The sequence below is a fragment of the Hominimerdicola alba genome, assembly GCF_900109655.1.
Lineage (GTDB): Bacteria > Bacillota > Clostridia > Oscillospirales > Ruminococcaceae > Hominimerdicola > Hominimerdicola alba_B.
Genome location: NZ_FOAT01000004.1, coordinates 260,471 through 268,462, shown reverse-complemented (window position 1 = coordinate 268,462; position 7,992 = coordinate 260,471). Strand labels below are relative to the sequence as shown.

Annotated in this window: 8 protein-coding genes; 1 reads left to right on the top strand and 7 read right to left on the bottom strand. The window is 43.1% G+C overall.

Annotated elements, in window-relative coordinates; genetic code table 11:
• The 7 genes from BMY75_RS07020 to BMY75_RS18230 form a co-directional block, all read right to left on the bottom strand.
• Positions 1–283 (bottom strand): transposase (locus tag BMY75_RS07020; RefSeq protein WP_037304829.1); only part of this gene is annotated, 283 nt, incomplete at its 3' end.
• 100 nt (positions 284–383) lie between these two features.
• Positions 384–938: a hypothetical protein gene (locus tag BMY75_RS07015; protein WP_074831674.1), complete on the bottom strand. Its 555-nt coding sequence runs from the start codon at positions 936–938 to the stop codon at positions 384–386.
• Positions 939–956: 18 nt separating this feature from the next.
• Positions 957–2,168, bottom strand: a complete 1,212-nt coding sequence (locus BMY75_RS07010) for a hypothetical protein (protein WP_074831671.1) — start codon at positions 2,166–2,168, stop codon at positions 957–959.
• On the bottom strand, positions 2,146–2,682 hold the full coding sequence (locus BMY75_RS07005) for an RNA polymerase sigma factor (protein ID WP_074831668.1): 537 nt from the start codon (positions 2,680–2,682) through the stop codon (positions 2,146–2,148). The genes BMY75_RS07010 and BMY75_RS07005 overlap by 23 nt, the downstream gene beginning before the upstream one ends.
• Positions 2,683–2,856: 174 nt before the next feature.
• Entirely contained in the window at positions 2,857–3,678 is an 822-nt protein-coding gene (locus tag BMY75_RS07000) for a VanW family protein (protein WP_074831665.1), read from the bottom strand.
• Between the two features lie 13 nt (positions 3,679–3,691).
• A complete protein-coding gene (locus tag BMY75_RS06995; RefSeq protein ID WP_074831663.1) occupies positions 3,692–4,600 on the bottom strand; it encodes a hypothetical protein in 909 nt (302 codons plus the stop codon).
• Positions 4,597–4,758 carry a hypothetical protein gene (locus tag BMY75_RS18230; protein WP_207646263.1) on the bottom strand — a complete coding sequence of 54 codons (162 nt, stop codon included), beginning with the start codon at positions 4,756–4,758 and terminating at the stop codon, positions 4,597–4,599. The genes BMY75_RS06995 and BMY75_RS18230 overlap by 4 nt, the downstream gene beginning before the upstream one ends.
• A 493-nt stretch (positions 4,759–5,251) precedes the next feature.
• Here BMY75_RS18230 and BMY75_RS06990 point away from each other — a divergent pair, with 493 nt between their 5' ends.
• Complete coding sequence (locus BMY75_RS06990; protein ID WP_074831660.1) at positions 5,252–7,981, top strand: leucine-rich repeat domain-containing protein; 2,730 nt, start codon at positions 5,252–5,254, stop codon at positions 7,979–7,981.
• Positions 7,982–7,992 lie beyond the last annotated feature (11 nt).

Below are 7,992 nucleotides of genomic sequence, written 5' to 3'. Positions count from 1 at the left end.
GAGGAACTTCAATATCAACCTTACCCATACTGGTACGAAGAGTTTTCTTGCTGTGACCGTTACGACTGTTGTCGGTAGCCTTGTTCTTAACGTCATACGGCTCGTATCCAAGCTCGGAATCAAGCTCTGATTCAAGGCTACCTTCCATAAATCCGGCAAGTGCCTCCTTGAAAAGTTCCTGAATATCGTCCATGCTCTGAATATTCGCTGCCGAAAGAAAATCACTTATTAGCTCTCTTCTTGCTCGCTGCTCTTCTGTTTCATTTCTTCGTCTTCTGCTCATAATTAAAACCTCCAAAGTAGTGTCTCTTCTATTATACACTACTTCAGAGGTTTACACAAATTTTAGGATAGACTCCACTCTGCAATAGCTATTCGTTTATTTATTTTGCTCTGAGAAGTTCGTCGGTGTTGAGTTCGCCGATCAGAGTCCATGTCTCGGCTGTATAATCGAACTCATAGGTCGCATATCGGATAAGGTTTTCTTCAGCTGAGTTGTTTTTCTTTGCGTAAACAACGAACCGTTCTTTGTCACTGGCATTTACATCTAATGTGATGTTTTTAACGCCATTTATATCATCTGTTGTAGTTGTGTACTCAGGATCTGTTCCGAAGTAAATGTTAAAAGTATACGAACCGCTCAGAACGTCAGGGACAGGCACTTTCAGTTCGCTTTCCTTAGTAGGATAATACCAAGTTGCGAATTCAGGTTTTACCATTTCAATGGGTCCGTCATATTCTCCCAGTGATATATCCACAGCGATATATGTTCCCTTTTTTACATAATTATCTGTGTCGGGATCGCCGTAATATGAGCTGACATAGCCTTTTTTCGTAGAATCAAAATTGTATCTGATCAGGCAGTTCAGACCGGCTTCTTTAAGTGCGGCAACAGCCTGTTCCTCTGTCAGTTCAAAAAGTTCAGGTATCTTGACCATATCATCAGAAAGTTCATCTTACTGTGCGCCGAATCCTGTGTCTTCTTCTCCAAACCACTCAAGTTCTTCGGTTTCTTCTGGCTGTGCTCCGAATTCATCAGGTACATCAGTCAGCGAGCCAAATACTTCATCAAATTCGGCTATCCAATTCTGTGTGTCTTTATACAGTAAAGTAAGATCTTTGCCGTCGCGCCATTCACAAACATCAAGACGTATCAGATCGGAATCCCAGTACAGTTCGATATCGTAGTAATTTCCGTCCAGCTTGAAGGAACAATCAGCACGACAATCATCCCCTGATGGCAAGTGTTCTTCATAATAATAATACAGGTTCTCTGTTTCATACTGCGGCGTACTGTTCTTACGTATATCATCAATAATACTTTTTAGCTTACGGGCAGCCTCTTCGTTATGGTATTCTTCATCAAACGGGTCATCATAAAAGTCGTCTTCATTATTGCTGTCATTATTTTTATTATTCTGTTTCCTGAAAGTCAGGTTGCCGCCCTTTTGGGTCGAATAGTACAATTGATAATATGGTTCATCGGGAGTAAACTCGCATAGAGCATATGATTCGCCGTCAACAGTGACTACCCAGCAAATTTCAGGGTGAGGTTCACTGTCCGGATGATACGTGCTGAGCTGTTCTCCACTGATCTCGACAATGCGCTGTTTTCCGTCAACATAATATTCTAAAGTACGTTCGGTCGGAACGGCTTCGCCATACCAGATATGGCACTTTTTGGTCTTTTCGACTATCGCGTCAATAGCCGCTATCCTGTCTTTATCTGTGATCGTGAAAGTGCTTCCGTCACTTTCGGTCACGGTCATCACATCTTCCGGAGAAAGTTCTTCATCTTTGGTGACGGTCTGATCGTCTGTGGTCATGCTGTCCTGACTTGTCGTCGGGAGAGGCTTTGGATTCTTATCGTTCATATTGACAGCTGCTATACCGATTACGACAGCTGCGCAAGCTGCGACTGAGATCACCGCTGCGGGAAGATGGCTTTTTACCTTAATTATTTCTGATCTGTTTACACTCATTGTATTTTGCTCCTTTTTCTCTTTTGTGCCGAATGCAGCTATTGTGCTGCTATCCGCTGTTGTCTTTTCATTGCCGAAGGTCTTTCTGCCCGCTTCAAGCTTTGCCGCACGTTCCATAACGCGGCGTTTCATTTCTGCGGACGGTTCAAGGCTGCGGCGAATTTCAGATATATTCTCTTTTTTCATTTACTGCCGCCTCCGTTTCTGAATCATCATTTTTAGTAAGTTCAATTTTGAGTTTTTCTCTTGCTCTTTTGAGCCGCATTTTCACCGCTGCTTCGCTTGTCTGCATGATCTCTGCTACCTCCGCCAGCGAAAGTCCCTCAAAATAATGCAGATACACCGGCAGTCGGTATTTTTCTTTAAGCCCACATACTTTTTGCCACAGCCCGGTATCTTCCGAAAGACTTTCGGTGTCTACCACGCTGTACGGATCGAATTCCTCTCCGCTACGAAGCAGATTCCACGGCGAACGGTTCGCCGACCGACAAAGGTTCAGTGCTGTGCGTATAAGCCACGAGCGCCGCGCTCCTTCGTCTTCGAAATGAAGTTCCTTTGTATAGTACAGCAGGAACACCTCCTGAAAAAGATCATCTCTTTCCGAATGTGACCTGAGCATCGAGCAGATAATGCCGTTCACAGTCCTTCCGTATTTATCCATCACATATTCCAGGTCTTTCTCCGCACTTTCCATTGACATTGCCGCTCACCGCCTTTCTATGTTTTTTGTTTGTTGGATGCGTTTATATACTAATGATGATTTTAGCATAAAAGTAACGCTTTTTGAAGAGGAAACTATCCGATTTGTATCATTGCACAAGTTGATAACTGATGTGACTGCTTGATTTGAAGCTTACTGACGAGACAGCAGCTGTCACACAGCTTTTATTTCAAGGCCGCTCGTATCATAACAAACTCTTGCATGATTCTTTCGTATCAGCTTTTTCTCGATGTGTTCTCCTGTCCTGCGGTCGATCTTGTCACGATATACCTCTCCGTTGCGGTATACGATACCGTTTTCCTGTGAGAAAAACACGTTTTCTGCCCATATATGGTATTTGTGTTCCTGTCGCTTATTCGCCCTTAGTTCTCCGCAAAGGTATTCGTCGGTGGTGTAGATCACAAGCTGATATGTGATATCAGTCGTATTCTTGAATCGATAGTCCAGATAATTGTACATTATACTTGTACCTGTCCCGAAGGGTATAGTCCTGTTAAAGTCAGGGAACAGATCTATCTGGTCGTGGTGATGGTGCTCTGTTATCTCCATTTCGGAATGAAGCACCATCCAGTGGATAAGGTTAGTCATCTGACACATACCGCCGCCTATCCCCGAGGAAGGGTGATCGGAAAATATCGTCAGTCCTTCCTTATATCCGTTCTTTTCAGATAGACTGCCAACAAGATACCAGAATGAAAAGGTCTCACCGGGACGTATCAGGAGCATATTTATTTTTGGTGCAGCAAGAGAAAGGTTTACTGCTTTATTCTCCTGCAAGTGCATATCCACGTTTCCGAGCCTGCGTCTTATAAGCGAATTGTGCTTGTATATTGAATATTCAAGCTTTTGATCCGATCTCGTTTTTGCAAAGTTGCCTGCCTCAAACAGATTTTTTACCGTTCTTACCATTTCACACTTGCGCTCCGAGATAGCGTAAGTAAGCGGAGACAGCTCACAGAATAGTTTTCTTTTCATTTTTTTCCCTCTTTTATATTCTTCCGTAATGCCAGTTATCTGCTTCTATATCAAATACAGCCAGATCGCATACGGGATTAATATCAGATAAGTCAGCGTGACCGGGATCGTCAAGATTGATCTCTCCACCTTCCGTTGATTCTTCCAGTCTCTTCCATATCTCATCATCCGGTACATCGGTCACATCAAAATGCAGAGCCCAATATCTGCCGTCTATTTCGGTCCACGCAGCCAGACCAAGTGAAGTATTGACCATACTTACTTCGATATCATGTCCCAGCTGTTCCTCTATCTCATTATATGTCATTCCGACAGTAACACCGCTGCCGACGTTTGCGCCTTCATAAAGATTCAGCTGTTCTATCTCATCACTCAGTTCAAAAACATAATCATCGATGGGCACCTTGATGGTGTTTTCTGGCTTGTCGTTGTTGTATTCAACCCGCTTCAGCACAAAAACGTATTCGGGGAAAGCAGCGCATTTCAGACCGAAGCTTGCACTCTGAGCCGATGCTCCGTCAATTATCTCGTAGTTATCGTTCGACAGTGCCCTGAGCTGTTTGCCGTCCATTGAAAGCATTTTGTCTACCGACATCTCCACCTTTTCAGTCTGATTGTTTCCTGCTTCGGATTTATCGCTGCTGTTGTCGGAGGAGATATTGCTGTCACCGACCGGATCATTCTGAACGTCATTTGAAACACTGCTCTCCGTTGTTTCGGAAACAATGTTGGTTTCATTAGTGTTGTCCACGCTTATGTTTGTACTGCTGTCCTTAGCAGCCGCCGAGAGATCTGTTTGGTCATTATTATTACTGCACGCTGTCAGACCCATAACAAGTGCTGCGCACGCTGCAACCGAAATAACGGCTATGGGAAAACGGTTTTTGATTTTTGAGTACTCTCTTGTATTATTTGCTTTCATTTGAATCTGCTCCTTTTTATTATGTGATCCGCTGTTGTCCTATTATAGCCGAACGTCTTTTTGCCGGCTTCGAGCTTTTCCGCACGTTTCATCACACGGCGTTTCAACTCATAAGAAGGTTTGAGCCTTTGACGAATATATGCGATATTCTCTTTCATAAGCTGCCGCCTCATTTTCCTTTTGATCTTTCAGAGTTTCAAGATCGGCTTTAATTTTTTCTTTCGTTTAATTGAGTCGACTTTCAATGTTGTTATTGAATGCATTCATATACTAATGCCGATTTCAGCACAAAAGTAACGCTTTTTTAGAAATAATTTTATACTTTGTATAAATGCACAAATATCAGACGTGTTTCTATACTCTATTTGGTATTGCTGCGATATTATTATCTGCGTGCTAACACGCTTGTCTTCTTCGACTATTTGATGGAATGAATTTACATCGCAGTAAAAGTGAGATGCAATCGATCTGCTCCAAATGATATTTTATATTATTAAAGCATTTTGCGAGGGCGTGTCAACGGTGTTTTACGTATTTATATACAAAAATTTAGTGTTATAATTGTGTGCTTTTGTAATTGAAGAATATGAAGATTTATGATATAATTAAATTATATTAAATATATTTATTTTTTAACAGGAGGCAATTATCATGAATAAACGTTTATTAAGCGGACTGGCTGCATTGGCTGTTGTATTTTCGGGCGCGGGGACGCTGCCATTGGGGACTTTTGATGGCTTTCCTTTGATGGCAAGCGCGGAAACGTATGGTAAGTATGCGGATTTCACTTATATCATACATGATGATGACAGTATCGAACTTTGCCAGTACTACGGTACTGACGAAAACGTTACTGTCCCTTCCGTGATCGATGGAAAAGCTGTTACCAGCATAGGCTCGCATACTTTCTATCAGTGTCCGAAAGTTAAAAGTGTAACTATCCCTGCCGGTGTAAAGCGCATCGATGCTTTCGCTTTCTTTGAGAGCAGCAGCGTTGAAAGCGTAACTATCCCGAATACCGTAGAAACCATTGGCAACTATGCTTTCTACAAATGTACAAGCCTTAAAAGCATTACTGTCCCTGGCAGCGTAACCCAGATCGGTGACCATGCTTTCAGGGGCTGCAAAAGCCTTGAAAACGTAATTCTCACGGACGGTGTGGCGCAGATAGGCAATTATGCTTTTTACGGCTGTACTGACCTTACAAGCATAGAGTTACCGAGCAGCCTTACAAGCATAAGCAATTATGCTTTCAATGATTGCAGAAGTCTTGCAAACGTCACTATCCCGGACAGTATCACAAATATCGGCAGCGTAGCTTTTGCCGGCTGTTCAAGCCTTACAGACATTACTATCCCGAACAGTGTTACAAGCATTGAAGAATATGCTTTCAGCGGCTGCAATGCTCTTACAAGCATAAATTTACCTGATAGCATTACAACCATTAGCGATGGCGTTTTTAACTACTGCCACAGTCTCAAAAACGTAACTATCCCCAACAGCGTTACAAGCATTGGCAATCATGCATTCTGCGGATGCACGAGCTTTGAAGACATTACTGTCCCGGACAGCGTAACGAGCATTGGCAACTCTGCTTTTAACGGCTGTTCAAAAATTAAAAGCTTTACAGTTCCTGACAGCGTTACAAGCTTTGGCGATGCTGTTTTTCGCGACTGCACAAGCCTTACAGACGTAAAACTGCCTGACGGCTTGACAGCCATAGGTGAAGAGATGTTTGAAAACTGCCAAAGCCTTGAAAGCTATACTATACCTGACAGCATTACAAGTATCGGCGAAAGAGCTTTTGAAAGCTGCATAAACCTTAAAAGCATTACTGTACCGGATACTGTTACAAGCATCGGCGACTCTGCTTTTAGCGACTGCAGAAGACTTACAGATGTAAAGCTTCCGAAGGGCATTACAAGCATCAGTAATAATGAGTTCTACGGCTGCTCAAGCCTTGCAAGCATTACAATCCCTGAGAGCGTTACTAAAATCGGCCACGGTGCTTTTGAGGGCTGCACAAGCTTTACAGACATTACTATCCCCAACAGCGTGACAGATATCGGCGAACGTGCCTTCTATTTATGCATAAGGCTTGAAAATATTACTATCCCGGAGAGCGTTACAGACATCGGGTCTTTAGCTTTCCATAACTGCACAAGCCTTACAAACGTTACTGTCCCGAACAGCGTTACAAACATTGGCGAAGAGGCTTTTGGATATTATCGTGATGATAATTATTTTTATTATTATGAAAGTAAAAAGATCGACGGTTTCACAATAAAGGGAAGCAAAAACAGCACCGCTGAAAAATACGCCAAAGACAACGGCTTTGAGTTTATCTCCCTCGGCAATACGATCGTTGACAGCGGCTATTGCGGAGCATACAACGAAAATGAAGGTAAAAACCTAACATGGGCGCTTGACGGCGAGGGAACTCTCACCATTTGGGGTGAGGGTGCTATGGCTGATTTTGTACCCGAGGCGGTGTCTGCATCCGGTGTTTCCGGTCCTCCCGCTGGCGAAGGGTCTATGGCTGATCATAGGCTTGAACAAGCTCCGTGGTTCGGCAACTGTGACGACATTAAAAAAGTTGTTATAGCGGACGGCGTTACAAGCATCGGCAATGATGCTTTCAGCAAATGCATCAATCTTGCGGACGTAAAGTTACCGAACAGTGTTAAGAGCATCGGATACTATGCCTTCAGTTACTGCTTCGGTCTTGAAAGCATATATATCCCGAACAGTGTGACGCAGATCGGCGGTTATGCTTTTCAGGACTGTAAAAAACTTAAAGAAATAAACATACCGGACAGTGTTAAAAATATTGGCAGATATGCTTTCTACGGCTGCACAAGCTTAACAAGTATAACCATTCCGAACACTGTTGAAACCATATCGGAGTATACGTTCTGCGGATGCACGAGCCTTTCAAGCGTAACTATCCCGAAAAGCGTTAAGACTATTGACGAATATGCTTTCGGATATTATTATGAATACGGTTTTTATAAAAAGTGCGATGGCTTTACGATAAAGGGCTATAGAGGCACTGCCACAGAGAAGTACGCTCTTGACAACGGCTTTAAGTTCATAGCCCTTGACGGAAATGCCAACAAATATCCTGTTGTCAAGTCCGAGGTACAGGGCAGACAGTTCAGGCTGAAGTGGACTGCTGTTTTGGGTGCGGAAAAGTATGGTATAGCCGTATATCAGGCTGGCAAATGGCGCGTAAAGGCTCAGGTCAATGGAAATGTTACAAGCTACACATCGCCCAAGGTAGAAACAGGCGTTTATAAAATGGTAGTCTGCGCCAAGGTAAACGGCAAATGGGATACAGGCAGCATTAACCAAAGAGCTTTCAATGTTACGATAAAATGAGTTGAGATATC